Here is a 21218-nt window from a genome sequence, read left to right as displayed (position 1 = left end):
GTCTCAGCGGCCGACCATCGCGTCTCCACCGCGAGACAGGCGGTCAGGGGGTCCAGACCATCGTGCGTTGGTGGACGCGGTGGCCCTGGTAGCGGAGGCCTGGGATGACGGGGGCCGGGCCGTGTTCGACGAAGCCCCTGCGTTTGAAGAAGCGGACGGCTCGGGTGTTCTCGGCCACGGTCTGCAGGTGGCAGCCGCCGACGCCGTGCCCGGAGACGCGCTCCAGCCAGTGGTCCATGAGACGGTCGGCGGCGCCGGTGCCGCGGGCTTCGGGGACCACGTTGATGTGCAGGTGCGCGGGCCATCGGGCGTCGTGGAAGTCACCGGCGGTCGGCGCCCGCCGGACCGTCGCCCATGCCAGGTCGGCGAGGCTGCGGGCGAAGAACCTCGCCGGCCGCGGCCGGAGGAACGGGCGGTACCGCTTGATGGCCTGGTCCACGCGCGTGACCTCGCTGGGGAAGGCCGCGCTGTCCAGGCACCCGGCCAGGTAGCCGACGACGCGGCCGTCCTCGATCGCCAGGAACAGCGAGCCGGGCTCCAGGTCCATGTACGGCTGGAGGTAGATCGCCGCCTCGGACTCGTCATGGCCCCACAGCGAACCGCTGGGCGAGCCGGCGCCGGCGCGGCCGTACATGGCGTGGAGTTCCGGCCGGTCCCGTTCGGTGAACGTCCGGATCTTCACCATCCCCGCCTCCTTCGACGCGCGCCGTCCCTCCCCGAACCAACGATCGGCGGTTCCCACCTTCGGGGCGGAGCGGACACCAGCGGTCTCCCGAATGCCGAACCGTGCACCGATCACGGCCGGACGACATCAACGATCTGCCGATGCCGCCGAGGTTGCGGTGATCGGAGATCTGCCGACGCCTCCGTCCTCACCGCGGCATGCGGTCGCGCGCGGAGGATCGCCGCCGAGTTGTTCCAGCCAGGTCGACAGAAACGACAGTCGGGTCGTCAACCTACCGGAAGTGGCGACACAGGCATGAAAGGGGCGGGGGCGGGTGACCGCATGAGGGGCCGCCGGGGCTGGGCAGCTCCGCGTCCTCTACGCATGGTTCCCCGAGGATCACGGGGACGCCATCGCCCCCGCCGCCGGGGAGCGACCTCAGCCCGTGCTGGGTGGTCCGCCTCCCCTGGTCGAAGTCCCGTTGGAGCCGACGGCCAACGCGCTCGCGGATCTGCACGCCCGGTACGTCGCTCCCGGCCGCGCGCTCCCTGGGGGCCGCTTTTTCGGAGCCGGGCTCACCGAACCGGGGCAGCGCGTGGTCTGCCACCACACGGACCACCGGCGCCTGCGGATCCCGCTGAGCCTGGTCGGCGGGCATCCATGTCGGAAACAACAGTGGGAAGGGCGGCCGCCGCGGCCGGGGCCGTGTGGGCCGTGGTGACGGGCGGCGCGTTCCCCCTGCCGGGCTCCCCCCGAAAGGCCGGGGTCGGGCAGGGCGCGCAGCCGGTCGCGTCACGCGGATCTGTCCGGTGAAAGGCCTCAGCGTGCGGTTTGGTCGCGGCGTTGGCGGGCGGCGCGAATGGGGCTCGGCAGTACCCCGAAAAATCAACGGATTTGGCGGTTGGCCGACTAACATCGGTCGCCTTGATCGTTGACAAGCGGGATGACCAGAACCGTTTGGGCTTCGGATTGGGATCGTGCGGTACCTGCGTCGTTCTACCCGCCCCGATACCCCCGGTCATCCGCCCAAGCGGCGCTTGGTGGAAGACCCCGACCGGTTGTGTGGAGGATGCGGTGTCGGTGGAAGCGCCTGCGGGTGGTCTGGGTGAGGACGTGCTGCGGCAGATCGAACGCCTCGGGGGCGTTGTGCCGGACGACTTCGTGCCGCGGGAGTGGGTCGAGCCGACCCCGGTAGGGCCGCGGCAACTGCCCCCGTGGGTGCAGGCGCTGCTGGCGGTGCGGTGGAGCGAGGGCACGCTCCGCACCGACGACGAGTTCGAATGGCAGGTCTGGCTGAATGGCGGCCCGGAGGTGGAAGACGGGCTTGTCACCGAGCCGCGTGCATGGTTCGGCATCGGCTACCACGACGGGCAGTTCTACTACGTCGTGGACCTGGATGACACGGCCGAAGACCCTCAGGTCTACGAAGTAGACCACGAAGGCGGCGAGGACAGACCTCACGGTGAGTGTCTGTCCTCAATGCTCGGTGGACTCAAACTCGTCGGGCCGCCGTCGGAGGCGGACAGGTTCGGCCGGGCCTGCGCGGCGGGTGATCTTTCGGCGGTGACAGAGATGCTGGCCGGGATGCCCGACCTGGGGCCGTTGGACGGTTCCGGGCTGACCCCGCTGCACCTGGCCGCGATGGCTCGTAGCGTTGAGGTGGTTCGGGTGCTGCTGGACGCCGGCGCTGATCCGACCGCGACGATCACGGAGGACGCGTCGACGCCGTGGCGCTTCCTGGACGGGAACGTCTACACGTCGGGGGAACTGCTGGCCGGAGCGACCGCGCTACACCTGGCCCTCGACCACGAGGCCCCCCGGAAGCTGTACGACAAGACGCCCAGCCTGGAGATCGTCCGAATGCTCTTGGAGGCGGGTGCTGATCCCAACGCCACCGACAGTGCCGGCCAAACGCCGCTGCACTTCGAATGTTGGGGCCGGGGTGGCGGTTCGCCTGAGTTCACGTCGGGTACTCAGATCATCCGTCTGCTCCTTGACGCCGGCGCCGACCCCAACGCCGGCTCCCTGCGCGGAACCCCGCTGCTGAGAATGGCGTACCACTGGAGGCCGGACACCGTCATCGAAGCGGTGCGACTGCTCCTCGACGCCGGCGCCGACCCCAACCTGGCGGCAACGGACAGCACGCCGTTGCTGGAAGCCGTCCACGGCCACCAGGAAACGATCCGCCTCCTGCTCGCCGCGGGAGCCGACCCGTGCCGGCCCACCGACATGACCTCCTGGGGCGTCCGGGGGATCACTCCGCTGCACCAGGCCGTGATGAGCCCGCGGGAGGCTCTGCCGCTGCTGCTGGGGCACGCGGCCGATCCGGACGTGCGCACCTGCACGGGCGTCACGCCGCTGCACTACGCGATCGCGGTGCCGCAGGCAGCCGATGACACGGGCGCCATCGAATTGCTCGTGGCCGCCGGGGCCGACGTCAACGCACGGCTCGATGACCCGCCTGCGCTACAGGAAACGCTTACCGCGCACACCCCGCTGGGCATCGCCCGAGAGTTGAACAAGCCGGCCATCGCCGCATTCCTGCAACGAGCCGGCGCGGTCCAATGACCCGGTAAGTGACCCGCCGAGCCACTCGTCATGGCCTACCGCGCACTCGTCCTCCAAGGTCGTGGGGCGACCAGCCCTTGACGTCATTCGTCGGCTTCTCGTCTGGTATTGCCAGCGCCTCCCGGATCCGCTGTGCGGGGCGGTGGTTACAGACCGGCCGGGGCTCCTCCGTCGACCAGCACCGACACGCCCATCTGGAAGCTCATGTCGGGTGAGGCGAGGGCGAGCGCGGCGTTCGCGGCCTCGTCCGCCGCCGTGCGGACGCCGGGGCGCGAGCCCAGATCGGCGCTGACCCATGCCGCCCGGCAGCCGTGGGACTCCAGTTCGCGGACGGTCTCGGCGAGCGGCTCCTCGCGTCGCGCGATCACCACGACGCGTGCCCCGGCTCGCGCCGGCGCCTCGGCGATGGCCCGGCCGATGCCCGAACTGCCGCCGGTGACCACCGCGACCTTGCCGTCCAGGGAGAACAGCTCCGCCAGGTAAGACCGCTCTGCCATGCCCCGCACCCTAGGAGGGGACGCGACGCCGCGCGCCCCTGGGTGGGGCGCGCGGCGGCAGTCGCCCGGTCAGGTGGTCTGGCAGGTGGAGCCGTTCAGAGTGAAGGTGTCGGGCTTGGCGGGGTTGCCGGTGTGGGTGGCCTGGAAGCCGATGTCGATCGAGCCCTGGGCGGGGATGGCGGCGTTGTAGGAGACGTTGGTGGCCGTCACGCGGCCGGACGTCGGCGAGTACGTCGCGCCCCAGCCGGAGATGATGGTCTGGCCGGACGGCAGGGTGAACGTCAGCGACCAGCCGTTGATCGCCGACGTGCCCGTGTTGGTGATCTTGATGCCGGCGACCAGGCCGTTGCCCCAGGCGTTGGTGGTGTAGGTGACGCGGCAGGCGCCCGTGCCGCCGCCCGCCGCCGTGGTGAACGTCGCGGTGGACGACGGTGCGGACTGGTTGCCCGCGCCGTCACGGGCCCTCACGTACACCTGATAGCGGGTGTCGGGGGTGAGGCCGGTCAGGGCGATGGACGTGGTGGCGGTCTGGCCGAGGAGAGTGCCGTCGGCCCGGTACACGTCGTATCCGGCCAGGCCGGAGCCGCCGGTGTCGGTGGACGCGGACCAGGTCAGCGTGGCGCCGGTCGCGGTGATGTTGGACGCGGACGGGGTGCCGGGCGTGCTGGGCGCCGTGGTGTCCGGGTTCTGGCCGCCGTAGATCGTGGCCTCGCGGGCCGTCGCCCGGATGCCGTCGGCGCCGTTGAAGATCCGCTGGCCCCAGGTGGTGAGCTGCGACGGGTTGAAGTTCTGCACCATGTCGAGGTACTCGACGCCGCCGCCGTTGCCGCTCCACGACCAGCCGATGTAGCCGACGCCGCGCGCCTGGGCCTCGGCCATGATGGTGTCCTCGTCCGGGTCGCCGTCGGAGTGGTTGAACCCGAACTCGCCGATCACCAGCGGCAGCCCGGCGGTGCGGAACCGGGCCAGGTAGTCGGTGATCTCGGCGGCCGTGTCGAACACCCCGTACATGTGGATCGAGAAGACGGTGTTGCGGTCGGGGTCGGCGTTGAAGACCGTCTGCGCGTTGTCGCGCATGGTGAACTGCCAGTCCTGGCCCCAGTTCGGCGCGTCCACCATGAGCATGTGGTCGAACCCGGCGTCGCGCAGCCGCTTGACGGCGTTGGACGTGGCGGTCGCCCAGCCCGGCGTCACGGGGTTGTTGCCGATGGGCTCGTTGCCGATGTTGATGACGACGTAGTTCTCCTGGCCGGCCAGCACCTCGCGCAGGCCCAGCCAGTAGTCGACGGCCTGGTCGAGGGTGCGGGCGCCGTCCTGCTCGCCGTAGCCGGTGGTGTCGTGGTTCTCCAGGACGCAGATGAGCCGGTTCTGCTTGCACAGCGCGACGACGTTGGCGACGTCGGACGGGCTGTTGGCGGGCCAGCGCCCGCCGCTGAGCACCACCCGCACGGTGTTGGCGCCCAGCGCCTTGATGTCGGCGAACGAACCGGTCTGCGAGGTGTACCAGGTGTGCGCGTGGCTGACGCCGCGCATGACGAACCGGTTGCCGTTGGACTCGACGATGTTCGTCCCGCTGACCCGCAGCCCCACGGCCGCGTGGGCGGGGGCGGCGGTCACGAGCATCGAGGCGAGCAGCGACGCCAGGGCCGCCACCGCCGCGACGAGACAGGACCGGAGGGAGGGTTTCATCCGGGGGTCCTCCTTGCGGAGTCGGGGTGCAGATGAACGCGCCACAGGCCGGGTCCGCCCGCCGACGGCCAGAGCACCCACGAAGCTAGGCACGCGCCGCACCGTCGTACAGTGTCGGCGACGCGCGGTCTCGGGCCGGCGCGTACCGCCCGTCCGCCGCAAGCCGGTTGAGCAGGGAGAACACGTCCGCGGCCGGGCGCGTCCGAGGCCGGGCGATCTCGGCGTGCGGTGAATCTTTCATTCGGTGCCGGTGAGCTCGATGCTCGCCGACCGGACGGCCCGCCGCCGCGTCCGCGACGAGCTGCTTGACGGTGTTGCCGACGAGCGTCTCGAACTGCGCCTCCTGGGGGATCATCGGCATGGTCTCCGCCGCCTCGGCCAGCACCTTGCGGAAGGTGCCGATGTGCTCGGTCCGGAACCGCGGGTCGTCGTAGGCCCGCGGGACGACCGGCAGCGTCCCGAACGCGGCGTTGAGGATCTTCTGCTCCTCGGGCGAGGTGAGGAACTCCACCAGCTTCAGCGCGCCGCCGGAGTTCCCGGCGCCGGCGGACACGCCGATGTTGATGCCCGCGACGTGGCTGGCGACGTTCTGGCCGCCCTGCACTATGGGGATCGGCGCCACGCCGTAGGCGTCGTCCTTCATGCCGTTCTCGCGCAGCCCGGTGCGGGGAATCCTAGTCCCCGGCCCGGGGCCGCGCCCGGCCCGGTCAGCCGGTGATCTTGCGGCGGAGGGTGGTGAGGCGGTCCTTGGTGGTGGGGAGGGTGAGGGACCACATCTGGTCGCGGGTCTCGTCCGCCAGCACCTGGTCGTGGCCGCGTCCGTCGCCGGCGCGCCGCAGCGACGCCTTGGTGCGGCGCAGGAGTTCGGGGTCGACGTCGCGGGCGCCCGCGGCGAGGGCGTGCGCGGTGGGGAGCAGTTCGGCGTCGGGGACGCAGCGGTACGCCAGGCCGGCGGCGACGGCGGCGGGGCCGTCGAGGCGGTCGCCGAACAGCACCATCGCGGCGGCGGTCTGCGGGCCGACCAGCCGGTGCAGCATCCAGGTGTGCCCGCCGCCGGGGTGCAGGCCGATCTTCAGGAAGCGGGTGTCGAACCAGGCCGACTCGGCCGCCACCCGCACGTCGCAGGCCAGCGCCAGGTTGAGCCCGGCGCCGACGGCCGGTCCGTTGACCGCCGCGATGGTCGGCAGCGGCGAGCGGGCCACCCGCAGGAACCCCTCGTAGACGGTGGTGACGCCGGACGCGTCGCCGTCGGCGGCGGCCAGCAGGTCGGCCAGGTCGGCGCCGGCGCAGAACGCCGGGCCCGCGCCGGTGACCACCACGGCGGCGGTCGTCCCGTCCGCCTCCAGCCGGTCGAACGCGGCGACGATCTCGCCGACCAGGGCGCCGGAGATGACGTTGCGGCGGTCGGGGTCGTTCAACGTCAGCGTGGCCACGCCGCGCTCGACGGCCACGTCCAGCAGCGCGGTCACCGGGACATCTCCAGACTGCTCATGCGCCGATCTTCTCACCGCCGCCGAGCCGCCCTCCGGCGGGGCGGCCGCGCTCCCCCGGGCCGGGGTCTAGCCGGGCTTCCTGCCGACTCCGGCGTAGCACCACTGGCGGTCGGCGTCGGGCGGGAGGGTCGCGTTGGGGTCGGGACGCCACCGGGACAGCGTGGTCAGGCCCGGCTCGACCAGCTCGAAGTCGCCGAACATGCGCAGGACGTCCGTGCGGCCGCGCAGGGTGATCTGGGAGGTGGCCGAGTCGTAGGCCGCGGCGGCGTCCCGGACCCGGCCGCCGGTGTCGAAGTCGTCGGTGACGTGGGAGATGGCCAGGTAGCTGCCGGGGGCCATGGCTGCGCGCAGGGAGGCGGCGATGCCCTGCGGGTCGTCGGCGTCGTCGATGAAGTGCAGCACCGCGAACATCAGCACGGCCACCGGCCGGTCGACGTCGACGAGCTTGCGCAGCTCGGGGTCGTCCATGATGTCGTCGGGGCGGCGGGCGTCGCCCTGGATGACCGCCACGCCGGGTCGTCCGGCGAGCAGCGCGCGCCCGTGGGTCAGCACGACCGGGTCGATGTCGACGTACACCACGCGCGAGTCGGGGGCGACCTGGTGGGCGATCTCGTGCACGTTGCCCTGCGTGGGCAGGCCGGAGCCGATGTCGACGAACTGGCGGATGCCGGACGCGGCCAGGAACCGCACCGCGCGCCGCAGGAAGGCGCGGTTCTCGCGCGCCATGAACGGCGTGTCCGGGGCGCGGCTGACGACCTCGCGTACGGCCTCCCGGTCGGCGGCGTAGTTGTCCTTGCCGCCGAGGAGATAGTCGTACATGCGGGGTACGTTCGGTTTCCGCGGATCGACCGTGTTCAGTGCCCTCTCCCGGTCTGCGTGACGGCGCTTTGTCGAAACTACCGTCATTTATCGCGAGATACCTGAGATCATGGAAGCATAGCGAGCCATCCCGGAGAACCGAACATCGCGACCCCGACGTGGAGTGCCATGCGACCAGGCGACGGCAGTGCCCCAGCGCAGATCCCCGGGCCGGACGCGGACGGCGACGGCGCCGAGGCCATCGTGGCGGCGGGCGGGCTGCACAACTACCAGCTGCGGCTGCACGCCGAGTACGGGCCGGTGGTGCGGTTCCCGCTGCCCGGCGTGGACCGGGCGGTGTCGGTGGCCGACCCGGTGCTGCTGGAGGCCACCGCCAAGATCAACAAGCGGCCGGACAAGCTGTTCGAGTTTCTGGCGCCGTTGCAGGAGTCGGGCAACCTGCAGACCATCCCGGCCGAGGAGCACATCCCGTGGCGCCGGGTGATGCTGTCGGTGCTGGCCGGGCGCCCGTCGCACGAGGCGCACTTCGCGAAGTTCACCGCGCTGACGACCGAGCTGGCCGACCGGTGGGCCGGGCGCGCCGCCGCGGGCCCAATCGGGCTGCAGCACGACCTGGCCGAGCTGTCGCTGCGGATGATCTGCCACTACGCGCTGGGCAGCGGCCTCGCGGACGAGGAGACCGCCGGACGCGTCGTGACGGCGTTCGAGACCGTGCTGACCGAGTACCTGGAGCGCCAGTACCAGGGCGACGAGAAGGACCGCAGGCGCGCCGACGAGGCCCTGGCCTACCTGCGCTCGGTCGTCGACGAGGTGCTCGACGCGCACCGCGCCCGCGGCACCGGGGACGGCGAGGCCGAGCGCAGCGACCTGGTGGCGGCGCTGTCGGCGGCAGGCCAGTCGCCCGAGCGCATCCGCGACACCGTGCTGATGACGATGCTGGCCGCCCACCACACCACCGGCGTCGCGATCTCCTGGACGCTGTACCTGCTGGCGCGGCACCCGGACGTGGCCGAGCGGGTCACCGAGGAGGTCGACCGGGTGCTCGGCGACCGGGCGGTCCCCGAGTACGCCGACCTCAGGCGGCTGACGTACCTGGACATGGTGGTCCGCGAGACGATGCGCCTGTACCCGCCGGGGCCGTACGGCGCCCGCGAGGCCACCGAGGACGTCACCCTCGGCGAGTACACCGTCCCGGCCGGGACGACCATCTTCTATCCGTTCTGGGCCGTGCACATGAACCCCGAGTACTGGCCCGACCCGGAGGTGTTCGACCCCGAGCGCTTCACGCCGGAGGCGTCGGCCGGGCGGCCCAGGCTCGCCTACATCCCGTTCGGCCTCGGCCCGCGCAGCTGCGAGGGCGCGACCCTCGCCATGGTGGAGGCCGAGCTGGTGCTGGCCGTCCTGCTCAAGCGGTTCCGGTTCGAGCCCGCGCCCGGTCGGACGGTCACGCCGGTCGAGCGCTTCGTGCTGTGGGCGGCCGAGGACATCCACATGAACCTCACCCCGCGGGAGCCCGCGCGGGCCTGACGACGACGCGGGGCCGGGCGGGTGTGCCCGCCCGGCCCCGGTCTCACGCGCGGATCGCGAGAGCGCGGATCAGAAGACGCTCACGCCGTACGCGCTGAGCGCCTCGGTGACGGGCTGGAAGAACGTCGTGCCGCCGGAGCTGCAGTTGCCGCTGCCGCCGGAGGTCAGGCCGAGCGCGACCGTGCCCGCGAACAGGGAGCCGCCGCTGTCGCCGGGCTCGGCGCAGACGTTGGTGCGGATCATGCCCGTGACGGTGCCCTCGGCGTAGTTGACGGTCTGGTTGAGCGCGGTGACCGAGCCGCTGCGCACGCCGGTGGTGCTGCCGCTGCGGCGCACCGACTGCCCGACGACCGCGTTGCCCGCGGACGTGATGTCCTGGGAGCCGGCGCCGTACAGGTAGACGTCGCCGGTCTTGGCGATCGAGGTGTTGGTGTAGCGGACGATGCCGTAGTCGTTCCCGGGGAAGCTGGTGCCCGAGCGGGTGCCCAGGACCGTGCTGCCGCTGGAGTTGGCGTACCACGTCGAGCCGATGTTGGTGCAGTGCCCGGCGGTCAGGAAGTAGTAGGTGCTGCCGCTGCGGACGTTGAAGCCGAGCGAGCAGCGCGACCCGCCGGTGTAGATGGCCTGCCCGCCCGCGATGAGCGGGCTGAACGTGCCGGGGACGTGCTCCAGCCGGACGGCGGCGCCCTGCTTCTGCGCGGCGCTGCGCACCTTGGCCAGCTTGTCGCCGGTGACCGAGTCGTCGTACGACAGCACGACCTGGTTGCTGACCGGGTCGACGGCCCAGGCGGTGCCGGGGGTCTTGACCGAGCGCTCCAGCGTGTCGGTGACGCGCTTGAGGGCGGCGCCGTCGCGGGCGACCGTGCGGGGGACGGCCCCGGCGGCGCGCACCTGCTCGGCGGACGTGGCGTCGGTGACCGTGACGACGAGCTTGCCGGTGCCCTGGTCGATGTAGGAGCCCGCGGAACGGGTGCCGAGCCGGTCCGCCAGGCTGGTGGCGAGGCCGCCGGGGTCGGGCGCGGCCTGCGTCGCCGCCGGCGCGGCGGCCGCGGGCGCGGCGCTCGCGGCGGGGGCGGCGACCAGGGCGGTCGCGGCGGCGATGACGGTGGCTCCGACGACAGTGGCGGGGTGGATGGGTCGCATCCTCACTGTGCCTCCAAACGGTCAGGACGCCTCCGGGTGAGGTGTCCTGAGTGACTTGGATCTTCGAGGCACCGGGGAATCCCGCACAAGACGAAGAAGTTGCCCAATGATCTGACCGACTATGGCAACACTGCGAAAATGCCGTGTCAGCGCAAGGTCGACATGCCCGCGCCCTGTCGGTTCTTGACCCTGAAAATTGCTACTTGGCCGGATGCGGACGTCTATGTAACCATTCGCCAAGATCGTCCTTTTGCGCTCGGCGCTGCCGCACCGGGCGAGGCGTCCCCCGGCCCGAGGGGGCGAGCCTCGCCCGGTGCGGCGGCTCCCGCCCGGGTCAGCGGGCGCCGCGGCGCAGGCCGCGCAGGAAGCGCCACAGCGAGGGCCGCGCCGCCGCCGCGCCGCCCTCCGGTCCGGCCTGCGGCGCGGCGGGCGCCCCCGGCGGCCCGGCCGCGGGCGGCGCGGCGGGCGCCTGGCTCCCGGCCAGCGTGTACCGCACCGGCAGCGACCGCAGCCCGCGCATCAGCGGCGAGGACCGCCACGGCAGCTGGTCGGGGGGCAGGGTCAGGGAGAGTTCCTCGAACCGGCCGAACAGCCGGCTGATGGCGGTGGTGACGATGGTGGTGGCCAGCTCGCGGCCCAGGCACTCGTGCGGCCCGGCGCCCCAGGCCAGGTGCGCCCGGGAGCTGAGCAGCGAGTCGGAGTTGAGCCCGGCGGCGAACACGGGGTCCTGGTGCGCGGCCGCCACCGACAGGAACACCGGCTCGCCCGCGGCGATGGTGACGTCGCCGAGCCGGGTGTCGACCGCCGGGCAGCGGAACGTCAGGTTGGCCATCGGCGGGTTCACCATCGCGACCCGGTTCACCGTCTCGCGGATCATGCCCAGGGACAGGCTTTCGCGGGCGGCGGAGTCGGACGCGAGGACCGCGGCGATGGTGTTGCCGATGAGCGTGCCGGTGTGGTCGCCGGTCACCCCCACCAGCATCATCAGCTCGCGCGACAGCTCGTCGACGGTCAGCCCGGGATGGGCGGCCAGCAGGTAGGACGGGAAGTCGTCGCCGGGACGGGCCATCTTGGCGGCGCCGAGCTCGCCCAGCGCCGCCAGCAGCCGTTCGAGCGCGGCCGAGGAGTCGGGCCCGGCGTCCAGCACCCGCCACATGTCCATGAGGACCTCGTCGCCGCGGCCGCTCTGGAAGCCGAGCAGGTGGTCGACGACCATGAGCGGCAGCGGCCGGGCGTACTGGGCGGACAGGTCGGCCCATCCGGTGCGGCCGCCGCCCTCGGTCATGACGTCGATCAGCTCGTCGGCGCTGCGGGCGACGGCCTCGCGCAGCCGCCGGCCCTGCGGGTGCCCGGCGTCCTGGAACGGCTTGAGCGCCTGGTGGTAGGCCGCGCGCAGCGACCGCAGCCGGTCCCCCTCCTGGAAGATCACGTGGTTGACCTCCAGCGCGGGCAGCAGCGGCCACTCGCGCGGGACCCGGCCCTCGGCCAGCGCCCGCCAGTCGGCGAGCCGCTTGCTCCAGATCCCGCGCTGGTCGCGCAGCACCTCCAGGACCTCGCGGTAGCCCAGCGCCAGCCACACCGGCACGCCCAGCAGGTCGACCGGCGCGACCGGCCCGTACCTGGCGCGCAGCCGCTCGTACACCAGGGAGGGACGGGAGTCGTAGTCGCGCGTGATCAGCGGTACGACCGCGGAGGTCTCCAGGGAACCGGCGGAGAGCGCCGGGCCGGAGGCGGGTGGCTGGACATCCATGGCATCCCTCGCTCAGTCGGCGGTCACGGCATGATCACCGCGATCAGGCCGTCCCATTCGGCCACTTTCCGGAGTCGGGGTGTCACTTTAGCGGCATGTCTCCGCCGATGGGGGTGTTTGTCGAGGCGGTCCGGCGCCCCCGTCGAAGCCGGACCGCCCCGCCGCTCTCCCACCGCCCGGCGCCGTCACGCGGACGGTCACTGAAGCGCGGAGACTTCCACCACCTGGTTCCGCGGCGGCGCCTGGACGGTGACCGGCGCGCCGAACGCGGACAGGTCCATGCGGTTCTTCCGGCCGCCCTCCAGGCGCAGCAGGTACGGCAGGCCCTCCGTCGCCACGTAGATCCGGTCCTTGCTCGCGGTCTGCAGCGCCAGGGCGGCCCGGCCGTCGATGCGCGTCGTCCCGCCCTTCACCTCGGTGAGGGGGCCCAGGCCCTTGAGCATCTCGGTGAGGAACTTCTTCTGGTCGGCGAAGGCGGCCAGTTCCCCCCATCCCTCGTCCTTGGCGGTCGCCTTCAGGTACTTGCCGGACAGCAGCTGCACCGCGCCCTTGCCGCCGGCCGCCTTCCAGAAGGCGTCGTCGCCCTTGATGTAGACGGCCGGGCCGACACGGGTGAGGAACAGCCGCTGGCCGTCGGTGGTCATCTCGCCGGTCGCCCGCGTGCGGCCGGCGTAGCGCATGTCGAGCTGGATGTTCTCCCCGTCCTCCCGGATCCCGCCGTGCAGCCGCAGCGAACTGGCCGCCACCGTGGCCGCGCGGGCGCGGGCCAGGATCTGCGCGGGGCGCAGCCGCTCGATGCCGTTCGGGGTGACGGTCGGCGTGGGCGAGGCCGGGGGCGAGGCGGGGGGGCTTGGCCGCATCGGTGCGGGCCGCGCCCTTCGCCCCCTCGCCGCCCGTGCCACAGCCGGTGAGGACGAGCGTCGCCGACGCCAGCAGGGCCGGGACGACGGTCATGTGTCTTCGCATGAAAGGTCTCCTATGTCAGGACTGTCGCGAACGTTTCGGTCTGTGGCGAGACCGGCCGGTATCGCCCGGGTGACCTTATGGGGTGCCGGTGACGTTATGGAGTGCCTCTGCGAAGTCACTGTCGTTATGCTGCGGTCACTGCGCTCGGGCTGCCGCCGGGCTGCGTTCCCACTGCCGCATGGGTGGTACCTGGAGGAATGCCGGTGGTCCAGATGTCCACGACCGATCCGTCGCCACGGTTCGAGATCCTGGGCCGGCTGCGGGCCTGGCGGGACGACGAGGAGCTCGACCTGGGCCCCGGCAAGCAGCGCGCGGTGCTGGCGGTGCTGCTGCTGAACGTCAACCGGCCCGTCTCGACGAACGCGATCGTGGACGCGGTGTGGGAGGACGATCCCCCCGACAACGGGGCCAACGTCGTCCAGAAGTACGTGGCCGGACTGCGCCGCGTGCTGGAGCCCGACCGGTCACCGCGCACGCCGGGGCGGCTGCTGAAGCTGACGCCCGCCGGGTACGCGCTGCACGTTCCGCCGCAGTGCCTGGACGCCGAGCTGTTCCAGCGCGACGTCCAGCGGGCCCTGGCCGCCCGCGCCGACGACCCGGCGCAGGCCGCCGCCGCGCTGCGGGCGGCGCTGGCGATGTGGCGGGGTCCGGCGCTGGCCGGGCTGACCGGCCGGGTGTTCGACGCGGCGCGCGAACGGCTCGCGGAGGAACGCGCGGCCGCGCTGGAGACCTGCGTGGAGATCGAGCTGGAGCAGGGGCGGCACGCGCACCTGGTCCCCGAGCTGATCCGGCTGGTGGCCGACTTCCCGCTCCGGGAGCAGCCGCGCCACCTGCTGATGCTGGCGCTCTACCGGTGCGGCCGGCAGGCCGAGGCGCTGGCCGCCTACCGGGACGCCCGGGAGTTCTTCGCCGCCGAGTTCGGGGTCGAGCCGGGCGACCGCCTGCGGCAGCTCCACATGCGCATCCTGCGCTCGGACCCGACCCTGGCGGGTCCGGCGGCAGCCACCGCACCGCCCGCGCCGCCCACCGCGCCCCCGCCCGCGCCGGCCCCGCCGATGACCGTCCCGCCCACGCCCCTGCCGCAGACGCCCGTCCCGCACCACGGCCTGGTTCCGCCTGCGGTGCCTCCGTACGCGCCGCGCCGGACCCCGTGGTGGCTGCGGATCATCCTGATCGGCATCCCGCCGCTGACCTTCGGCACGGGGACCTGCGCGCTGGTCGGCTACTACGCGGGCCGCCGCCGGAGCCGGCTCCTGTGGCTGGCGGCGGCCGGATACCTGCTGCTCACCATCGTCTTCTGGGCCATCATGGGCACCGCCGAGGAGGACGGCTCCACGCCGTACGACCTGCCCGCGACCGCCGCGGCGCTGGTGACCACGCTCGGCGGCATGGTGCACGTGGCGCTGCTGACCGCCGGGCCCGTGACCGACCCCGCCGTCATGCCGCCTCCCGCGGTGGTGGCGATGATCGAACGCGGGGCCCGCCGCGAGCAGGCCCGCGCCCTGGTCGCCCACCACCCCGCCGTGGCCCGTGAGCTGCACGTCGGGCGCCCGGATCTGCCGCGCGCGTTCGACGACGGCGGGCTCGTCGACGTCAACGCCGTGCCCGAGCACGTCCTCGCCGGTCTGCCCGGCATCGATCCCTATCACGCCAAGCTGATCGTGACGGTGCGCCAGGCGCACGGCCCGTTCGCCTCGGTGGACGACCTGGTCATCCGGGGCGTGCTCCCGGCCACGGTGGTCCGCTCGCTGAACGATGTCCTCGTGGCCGTCCCGGAGCCCGCGCCCGCCCCGACCCCTGAGGCGACCTGAATCGGGATCGAGGTGGAGCCTGGGTCCGCCCGTCCGCGCGGGAGGGGGCGGGACGGGCGGACCGGATCGCGGGCGCCTACGGCGTGGCCAGCGCCTCGGTGGGCGACAGGCGCGACGCGCGGATCGCCGGATACAGTCCGGCGACGGCGCCGATCAGCAGGGTGGCCGCCATGCCGCCCGCGACCGCCCAGGCCGGGATGACGATCGGCCAGTCCTGCGAGACGGCGTACCCGGCGGTCACCGCCATGCCCAGCACCGCGCCGCCCGCCCCGCCCAGCGCCGACAGCAGCAGCGATTCGGCGAGGAACTGGGTGCGGATCTGGCCGCGGGTCGCCCCCAGCGAGCGGCGCAGGCCGATCTCCGAACGCCGCTCCAGCACCGAGATGACCATGGTGTTGGCCACCCCGACCCCGCCGACCAGCAGCGCCACCGCGCCCAGGCCGAGCAGCAGCCCGGTCAGGGCCTCGTCGGCGGCCTGCCGCGCGGCCAGCGCGTCCGACGGGCGCGACACGTCCACCTCGTTGGGCGCGGCCGGGTTGGCGGTCGCGCCCAGCACCGACTGCACGTCCTCGACGGCCGAGTCGGCCGACCGGGTGTAGACGGTGGTGGGGTGGCCGTCGAAGCCCAGCTCCGCCCGCGCCACCGGCCAGCCGACCAGCGCCGCGGTGTCCAGCTCCGGGGCCAGCGGCGCCTTGGCCAGGATGCCGACGACGGTGAACGGCTTGCCGCCGACCACCACCTGCGTCTGCGGACCGGCGCGGCCGACGCCGAGCCGTTCGGCCGCGCTCGCGCCGAGCACCACCGCCGGGAAGCGGCCGGTGGCCTCGTTCAGCCACGTGCCGCTGGCGACCGTCGCGCCGGTGGTGGCGGGCAGGTCCAGCCGGGTGGCGTAGGTGGCGATCCCGCCGGTCTCCGCCTGGTCGATCTTGCGGTTGCGGTACACCTTGGCGTCGTCGATCATGCCGATCGCCGACACCGACCGCACCGGCGCGATGCGCCGCACCATGGCCTCGGCCTCCAGCGGCAGCTGCGCCTGCTCCCCGGTGAGCGTGCTGCCGGGCTTGACGGTCAGCAGGTTGGTGCCGAGCGCGGCGAGGGTGCGGTCCAGGTCGGCGCGCGAGGACGAGGAGATCCCCACCACGCCGACCATCGCGGCGATGCCGATGGCGATGCCGAGCGCCGACAGGAACGCCCGCAGCGGGCGGGTGCGCAGCCCCACCGCGCCGACCTTCATCACGTCCCCCGGCCACATCCGGGCCGGGCGCAGCGCCTCGGCGGCGGCCATCAGGCCACCCCCCGCGCGGCCGCGACGTCCACGGCCGGAGCGCCGGGCGCGCCGCCGGACGCACTGCCCGTCGCGCCGCCGGTCGCGCCGCCGGTCGCGCCGTCGACAGCGCCGTCGGTCGCGCTGTCGGACACGACGCGGCCGTCGCGCATGCGCACCTGCCGGGGCAGCGCCGCGGCGATGTCCCGGTCGTGCGTGATGATCACGACGGTGGTGCCGGCGGCGTTCAGCTCCCGCAGCAGCGCCATGACCCCGGCCCCCGAGACGGAGTCGAGCGCGCCGGTCGGCTCGTCGGCCAGCAGCAGCGGCGGTCCCCCCGCCACGGCCCGCGCGATCGCCACGCGCTGCCGCTCGCCGCCCGACAGCTCCAGCGGACGGTGGTCCAGCCGGTGCCCGAGCCCCACCCGCTCCAGCGCCGCGGCCGCCCGGCGGCGCCGTTCGGCGGGCCGTATCCCCTGGTACAGCAGCCCGTCGGCGACGTTGTCGAGCGCCGGGGTGCCCGGCGCCAGGTGGTACTGCTGGAACACGAACCCGATGCGCCGGGCCCGCAGCGCCGACAGCTCGGCGTCCGACAGCCCGCCGACCTCGTACCCGTCGATGCGCACGGTGCCGGACGTGGGCCGGTCCAGGGTGCCCAGCACGTTGAGCATCGTGGACTTGCCCGACCCGGACGGCCCCACGATCGCCACCAGCTCACCGGCGGCGATCTCCAGGGACACGCCGTCGAGCGCGGTCACCCCGCCCGGATAGGTCCTGGTGACGTCCGTCAGCGAGATCACTTCGGCATCCCCACGACCGTGCCCTCGGCGATGCCGTTCCCCGAGACCTCGACCTTGCCGTCGGCGAACAGGCCGGTGCGCACCGGCACGTACGACGACCGGCCGCCCTGGACCACCTCGACGCCGAAGCCGCCCTCGCGCAGCGCCAGCAGCGCCGCGATCGGCACGGTCAGCACGTTCTCGCGGGTGCCCGCGGTGAAGGTGACGTCCACCGCGGCCATCGCGTACGGCGCGGCGATCTTCTGCGCCCCGCTCCCCCTGAGCTCGACGGTGACCTCCACCTTGGTCTGCGGTTCCTCCCCGTTGCCGCCGGGTTCGATCACCGTGGACACCTCGTCGACCCGGCCCTCGACCTTCCGGTCGTCGGGCATGGTGACCTCCACGTCGGCGCCCTCCTTGGCCAGGCGCTGGTCGGTGGCCTCCAGCTGCACGGTGACGGCCTTCTCGGTGCCGGTGTAGTTGAGCACCTTGCGGCCGGGCGAGGTGGGGTCGCCCTCCCCCGCCTCCAGGCTGTCGACGCGGATCGCGCCGGGCGTGAACAGCACCCGGCCGAGCTCCACGACGCCGGTCTCGTCGAGGCCCCGGTCGTCCTGCCATTCCCGGACGGCCTCGGCGGTGTCGCCGGTGTACTCGTCGTCCACGGTGAACCCGTCGTAGCCGAGGGCCTGGAGGTTGCGTTCGAGCTGGCGGACGTCCTCGCCCTCCACGCCGGAACGCAGCGGGCGGTACATGGGCCGCGACCCGTACATCAGCGTCACCGGCTTGTCGTCCACCCGGTACACCGTCTTGCCGCGGGTGATCTGGTCGCCGCTCTTGGGCAGGCCGGTGAGCGTGCCCTGCAGGCGGCTGGTCGCGGCGGTCTGCTCCCCGTAGGCGAGCACCCCGTCGGCGTCCTGGGTGTCGCGCAGCGTCTCCCGGGTGACCTTGGTGGTGTTGGGCGGCAGCCCGCGCGCCGTCTGCTCCGACGTGGCGTCGCCGGTGAGGTTCAGGGCGGCGGCGGTGGCCGCGCCGCCCGCCGCCACCACGGCCGCCGCGGCGACGATCTTCGTCCGGCGGGAGCGGCCGCGGCGCCGCTGCCGCCGCGACGGCTGCGGCGGATTCGGCGGGTCCTCCGGCCCGGACGTCGGCGTGCCGGGCGGCGCCTTGTCGGTGAGCGTCTCGCGGGCCTCGGGCCGCCGCCCGTCCGGGCCCGCGACCCTCTGGTCCTCGTGCCCCTCCACAGTGGTCACTTCCCGGCTCCGCCGCCCGCCGGGCCACCCAGGACGTCCTGGCACTTCTGCTGAGCGCTCTCAAGGTCCGGGTCGTCGCCGGTCGCCTTCTTGTCGATGAAGATGCCGCGCTGGCCGGGCTTGGGATCGGGGAACTTCTCCACCCCGTTCTTGCGCATGCACTCGGCGAACTCGCGCTGCCGCTGCTCCATCCGCGGGTCCGAGCCGCCCCGCGAGTTCTGCTGCGGGCTGTACTGGCGGCACGCCTCCATGGCCTTCTGCATGGTCTGCTCCTGGCCCGGCTTGGCCTTGACCATCACCCGCCCGTCCTTCGGGTCCTCCATGTCGATGCCGTTCTTGCGCATGCACTCGGCGAACTTGACGCCCCTCTCCTCCGGGCTGAGGCCGGCCGCGTCGGCGGGCCTGGTCTGGTTCCCGCCGTTCACCGTGGCCACCCCGCCGTCGCCGTCGTCCCCGCCGCCGCACCCGGTCAGGGCGAGGGCGAGCGCCAGCGGCATCGCCGCGAGGGCGCCGCGCGTCCGAAGCTTCATCGTCTGCTCCTCGATTGCTCCGCGGCCGGGCCCGACGGCTCCGACCGGACGCACGGCATGCAACTCGACCGCCTGTTTCCCCTCCGTTTCCTGCGTCCCGCGGGTTCCAGGCGCTCCCCTGACAGCGCTCTCCTAACAGAAAGGAAACGCCGCGCCCGTCACGATGGCCCGTGGCGAACGCGCGTCCGGCGGAGAGGAGCGGCATGCGGGTGCTGGTGGTGGAGGACGAGCGGATGCTCGCCGAGGCGATCGCCGAGTGGCTGCGGGACGAGGCGCACGCCGTCGACCTCGCGCACGACGGCGCGGCGGCGCTGGAACGCCTGGCGGTCAACGACTACGACGTCGTCGTCCTGGACCGCGACCTGCCCGCCGTGCACGGCGACGAGGTGTGCCGCGAGCTGGTGGACGGCGGCTCGGCCACCCGGGTGCTGATGCTCACCGCCGCCGCCGAGGTCACCGACCGGGTGGAGGGGCTGGGCCTGGGCGCCGACGACTACCTCACCAAGCCGTTCGCGTTCGCCGAGCTGGCCGCCCGGGTGCTGGCGCTCGGCCGGCGGGCCCGTCCGGCCGCGCCGCCGGTGCTGCGCCGTGCGGGCATCTCCCTCGACCCGGCGCGCCGCCGCGTGTTCCGGGACGGCCGCTACGTCCCGCTGGCCCGCAAGGAGTTCGCCGTGCTGGCCGAACTGCTGCGCGCCGACGGGGCGGTGGTGTCCGCCGAGGGGCTGCTGGAGAAGGCGTGGGACGAGCACGCCGACCCGTTCACCGGCGCCGTCCGGCTCACCATCCTCAAGCTGCGCCGCAAGCTCGGCGAACCGCCCGTCATCGAGACCGTCAAGGGAGCGGGGTACCGGATTCCATGAGGCCGACCATGAGGCCGACCGTGACGCCGACCGTGCGGAGTGCCGCGGCGCCGGCGGAGGCGCCCGCCCGGCCGCGGCGCATGTCGCTGCGCGCCCGGCTCACCCTGACCTACGCCGCGCTGTTCCTGGTCGCGGGCGTGGTGCTGCTCGGCGTGACGTACGCGCTGTTCACCCAGAAGATCTCCGAGGGCCGCATCAAGGTGATCGCGACGATGCAGCAGCGGACCGGCGGGCCGGGCGGCGCGGGCGACGGCGCGGCGCAGCAGTCCCAGCGCTACACGATCGGCGGTCCCGGCGGCGAACCGGTCACCGGCTCGGAGCTGGAACGGCTGGCCCGCGAGCAGAGCGAGCGGCTGCACGAGGCCGCGGTCACGTCGCTGGTCACGCAGGGCGGCGTCGCGCTGGCCGTGGTCGGCGGCGCGGCCGCCGGGTTCGGCTGGCTGATCGCGGGACGCACGCTGGCCCCGCTGCACCGCGTCACCGAGACCGCCCGGCGCATCGCCGCCGCCCCCGCCGCCGACCGCGGCCTGCACGAGCGGATCGCGCTGCGCGGCCCGGACGACGAGGTCAAGGAGCTGGCCGACACCTTCGACACCATGCTGGAGCGGCTCGACCAGTCCTTCGACGGGCAGCGCCGCTTCGTCGCCAACGCCTCGCACGAGCTGCGCACCCCGCTCACGCTCGGCCGGGCGCTGGTGGAACTGGCCATGCACCGCAGGTCCGCCTCGGCCGACGTCCGGCGGCTCGGCGAGAGCCTGCTGCTGATCAACGCCCGGCACGAACGGCTGATCGACGGCCTGCTGCTGCTCGCCCGCTCCGACCAGGAGATCACCGAACGGGCCCCGGTCGACCTGGCCGACGTGGTCGGGCACGTCGCCGTCCAGACCGGGGCGGAGGCGGAGGCGGCCGGGGTGCGGGTGCACGAGCAGGCGGACGAGGCGCCCACCTCGGGCGACGCGCTGCTGCTGGAACGGCTCGTGCAGAACCTGGTGGAGAACGGCATCCGGCACAACGTCCCCGACGGCGGCTGGGTACGGGTGTCCAGCCGCACCCGCGGGGACGGCCGGGTGGAGGTCGAGGTGGCCAACACCGGGCCGGTCGTGCCCCCGTACGAGATCACCGGCCTGTTCGAGCCGTTCCGCCGCATGAACCGCGACCGCGTCGTCGACACCAAGGGCGCCGGGCTCGGGCTGTCCATCGTGCGGTCGATCGCGCGCGCCCACGGCGGCTCCGTCACCGCCGTGCCGCGCGAGGGCGGCGGTCTGGTGGTGACCGCCGTGCTGCCCGCCGAGCGGAGTGCGGGCGCGGCCATGTACCCGGCGGGTAGCCGGACGGTCCCGGTCGGCTGAACACCCGCCCGGAACCTCCGCCTGCGATCGCAGGGTTTTTCGCTGGCGGCGTACGCAGGAAGGTTCAGCGAACGCCAGGGGGTTGAATGCTGGGTACGCACTCCTAAGGGGAGGAAGACCCTCCTTGAGGGAACCGGCGCCCGAGGAGCGACGACATGTTCGAAAGGTTCACCGACCGCGCGCGGCGGGTTGTCGTCCTGGCCCAGGAAGAGGCCAGGATGCTCAATCACAACTACATCGGCACCGAGCACATCCTTCT

At 73.3% G+C, this 21218-nt stretch carries 19 protein-coding genes; 6 read left to right on the top strand and 13 right to left on the bottom strand.

Annotated features, from left to right (window positions below):
• Window positions 1–43: 43 nt before the first annotated feature.
• Entirely contained in the window at window positions 44–685 is a 642-nt protein-coding gene (locus ABZ801_RS39685) for a GNAT family N-acetyltransferase (RefSeq protein WP_360708635.1), read from the bottom strand.
• A gap of 903 nt (window positions 686–1588) precedes the next feature.
• Between ABZ801_RS39685 and ABZ801_RS39680 the strand changes: the two genes are divergently transcribed.
• A complete protein-coding gene (locus ABZ801_RS39680; protein ID WP_360708632.1) occupies window positions 1589–3232 on the top strand; it encodes an ankyrin repeat domain-containing protein in 1644 nt (547 codons plus the stop codon).
• Between the two features lie 146 nt (window positions 3233–3378).
• Here ABZ801_RS39680 and ABZ801_RS39675 read toward each other — a convergent pair whose 3' ends face one another.
• From ABZ801_RS39675 to ABZ801_RS39655, 5 genes are all read right to left on the bottom strand, one after another.
• On the bottom strand, window positions 3379–3729 hold the full coding sequence (locus ABZ801_RS39675; protein ID WP_360708630.1) for an SDR family NAD(P)-dependent oxidoreductase: 351 nt from the start codon (window positions 3727–3729) through the stop codon (window positions 3379–3381).
• Window positions 3730–3798: 69 nt separating this feature from the next.
• Window positions 3799–5418 (bottom strand): cellulase family glycosylhydrolase, encoded by a 1620-nt coding sequence (locus ABZ801_RS39670; protein ID WP_360708627.1) that lies wholly within the window; start codon window positions 5416–5418, stop codon window positions 3799–3801.
• Window positions 5419–5503: 85 nt separating this feature from the next.
• Window positions 5504–6061 (bottom strand): extracellular solute-binding protein, encoded by a 558-nt coding sequence (locus tag ABZ801_RS39665; RefSeq protein WP_360708626.1) that lies wholly within the window; start codon window positions 6059–6061, stop codon window positions 5504–5506.
• 64 nt (window positions 6062–6125) lie between these two features.
• Window positions 6126–6887 carry an enoyl-CoA hydratase gene (locus tag ABZ801_RS39660; RefSeq protein WP_360708623.1) on the bottom strand — a complete coding sequence of 254 codons (762 nt, stop codon included), beginning with the start codon at window positions 6885–6887 and terminating at the stop codon, window positions 6126–6128.
• 90 nt (window positions 6888–6977) lie between these two features.
• Window positions 6978–7817 (bottom strand): SAM-dependent methyltransferase, encoded by an 840-nt coding sequence (locus tag ABZ801_RS39655; protein WP_360708621.1) that lies wholly within the window; start codon window positions 7815–7817, stop codon window positions 6978–6980.
• Window positions 7818–7898: 81 nt separating this feature from the next.
• On the opposite strand from ABZ801_RS39655, the gene ABZ801_RS39650 reads away from it, so the two are divergent.
• The gene (locus ABZ801_RS39650; protein WP_360708618.1) at window positions 7899–9257 is read left to right on the top strand and encodes a cytochrome P450; all 1359 of its coding nucleotides are present in this window, start codon (window positions 7899–7901) and stop codon (window positions 9255–9257) included.
• Between the two features lie 69 nt (window positions 9258–9326).
• Here the strand turns inward: ABZ801_RS39650 and ABZ801_RS39645 are convergent, their stop codons facing one another.
• From ABZ801_RS39645 to ABZ801_RS39635, 3 genes are all read right to left on the bottom strand, one after another.
• A complete protein-coding gene (locus tag ABZ801_RS39645; RefSeq protein ID WP_360708725.1) occupies window positions 9327–10400 on the bottom strand; it encodes a S1 family peptidase in 1074 nt (357 codons plus the stop codon).
• Window positions 10401–10734: 334 nt separating this feature from the next.
• Window positions 10735–12150, bottom strand: a complete 1416-nt coding sequence (locus ABZ801_RS39640; protein WP_360708615.1) for a cytochrome P450 — start codon at window positions 12148–12150, stop codon at window positions 10735–10737.
• Window positions 12151–12347: 197 nt separating this feature from the next.
• The gene (locus ABZ801_RS39635) at window positions 12348–13010 is read right to left on the bottom strand and encodes a hypothetical protein (protein WP_360708613.1); all 663 of its coding nucleotides are present in this window, start codon (window positions 13008–13010) and stop codon (window positions 12348–12350) included.
• Window positions 13011–13328: 318 nt separating this feature from the next.
• On the opposite strand from ABZ801_RS39635, the gene ABZ801_RS39630 reads away from it, so the two are divergent.
• Window positions 13329–14927 carry a BTAD domain-containing putative transcriptional regulator gene (locus ABZ801_RS39630; RefSeq protein ID WP_360708612.1) on the top strand — a complete coding sequence of 533 codons (1599 nt, stop codon included), beginning with the start codon at window positions 13329–13331 and terminating at the stop codon, window positions 14925–14927.
• Window positions 14928–15003: 76 nt separating this feature from the next.
• On the opposite strand, the gene ABZ801_RS39625 is transcribed toward ABZ801_RS39630, so the two are convergent.
• Genes ABZ801_RS39625 through ABZ801_RS39610 form a run of 4 tightly spaced genes read right to left on the bottom strand, consistent with a single transcriptional unit; the run spans window position 15004 to window position 18750 of the window.
• On the bottom strand, window positions 15004–16212 hold the full coding sequence (locus ABZ801_RS39625; protein ID WP_360708609.1) for an ABC transporter permease: 1209 nt from the start codon (window positions 16210–16212) through the stop codon (window positions 15004–15006).
• Entirely contained in the window at window positions 16212–16991 is a 780-nt protein-coding gene (locus tag ABZ801_RS39620; RefSeq protein WP_360708607.1) for an ABC transporter ATP-binding protein, read from the bottom strand. The genes ABZ801_RS39625 and ABZ801_RS39620 overlap by 1 nt, the downstream gene beginning before the upstream one ends.
• A complete protein-coding gene (locus ABZ801_RS39615) occupies window positions 16988–18220 on the bottom strand; it encodes a peptidoglycan-binding domain-containing protein (RefSeq protein ID WP_360708604.1) in 1233 nt (410 codons plus the stop codon). Before ABZ801_RS39615 ends, ABZ801_RS39620 begins: the two co-directional genes overlap by 4 nt.
• Window positions 18217–18750 (bottom strand): hypothetical protein, encoded by a 534-nt coding sequence (locus ABZ801_RS39610; RefSeq protein WP_360708602.1) that lies wholly within the window; start codon window positions 18748–18750, stop codon window positions 18217–18219. The genes ABZ801_RS39615 and ABZ801_RS39610 overlap by 4 nt, the downstream gene beginning before the upstream one ends.
• A 203-nt stretch (window positions 18751–18953) precedes the next feature.
• Between ABZ801_RS39610 and ABZ801_RS39605 the strand changes: the two genes are divergently transcribed.
• The 3 genes from ABZ801_RS39605 to ABZ801_RS39595 all read left to right on the top strand — a co-directional run.
• Window positions 18954–19610 carry a response regulator transcription factor gene (locus tag ABZ801_RS39605; protein ID WP_344958043.1) on the top strand — a complete coding sequence of 219 codons (657 nt, stop codon included), beginning with the start codon at window positions 18954–18956 and terminating at the stop codon, window positions 19608–19610.
• Between the two features lie 8 nt (window positions 19611–19618).
• The gene (locus ABZ801_RS39600; protein ID WP_360708599.1) at window positions 19619–20959 is read left to right on the top strand and encodes a HAMP domain-containing sensor histidine kinase; all 1341 of its coding nucleotides are present in this window, start codon (window positions 19619–19621) and stop codon (window positions 20957–20959) included.
• A gap of 155 nt (window positions 20960–21114) precedes the next feature.
• Window positions 21115–21218, top strand: a 104-nt coding sequence (locus ABZ801_RS39595; RefSeq protein WP_360708722.1) for a Clp protease N-terminal domain-containing protein, incomplete at its 3' end; no start/stop codon positions are given.

The organism is Actinomadura sp. NPDC047616, from assembly GCF_040642915.1.
Taxonomy (GTDB): Bacteria; Actinomycetota; Actinomycetes; order Streptosporangiales; family Streptosporangiaceae; genus Spirillospora; species Spirillospora miaoliensis.
The sequence above is the reverse complement of the archived record's forward strand: the minus strand, read 5'-3'. Positions and strand labels throughout refer to the sequence as shown.